Below are 353 nucleotides of genomic sequence, written 5' to 3'. Positions count from 1 at the left end.
CGGACAATCCCCTGCTCAATCTGGTGTTCCAGATCCGCACCCTGGTACACAACGCCGAACCTGATCGGCTGCGCGCCTATCTGGTCGACGAGGTCCGCCGCTTCGAGGCGACCGCCAAGGGGCTTGGCGTCAGCAACGAGCACGTGCTGGCCGCGCGCTACTGCCTGTGCACCGTGCTCGACGAGACCGCGGCGCAGACACCCTGGGGCGGCAATGGCGCGTGGTCGCGCAACAGCCTGCTCGTTACCTTCCACAACGAAACCTGGGGCGGTGAGAAGTTCTTCCAGCTCCTGGCCAAGCTGGCGCAGGCGCCGTCGCAGCACATCGATCTGCTGGAGCTCATGTACTACTGC

General features: G+C 65.2%; 1 protein-coding gene. It reads left to right on the top strand.

The annotated features are described in order from the left end of the window. Positions 1 to 353: type IVB secretion system protein IcmH/DotU (gene icmH / locus FLQ44_RS14570; protein WP_206208902.1), on the top strand; the 353-nt coding region annotated here is incomplete at both ends.

The organism is Vogesella mureinivorans (assembly GCF_007644035.1).
GTDB lineage: Bacteria > Pseudomonadota > Gammaproteobacteria > Burkholderiales > Chromobacteriaceae > Vogesella > Vogesella mureinivorans.
The sequence above is the reverse complement of the archived record's forward strand: the minus strand, read 5'-3'. Positions and strand labels throughout refer to the sequence as shown.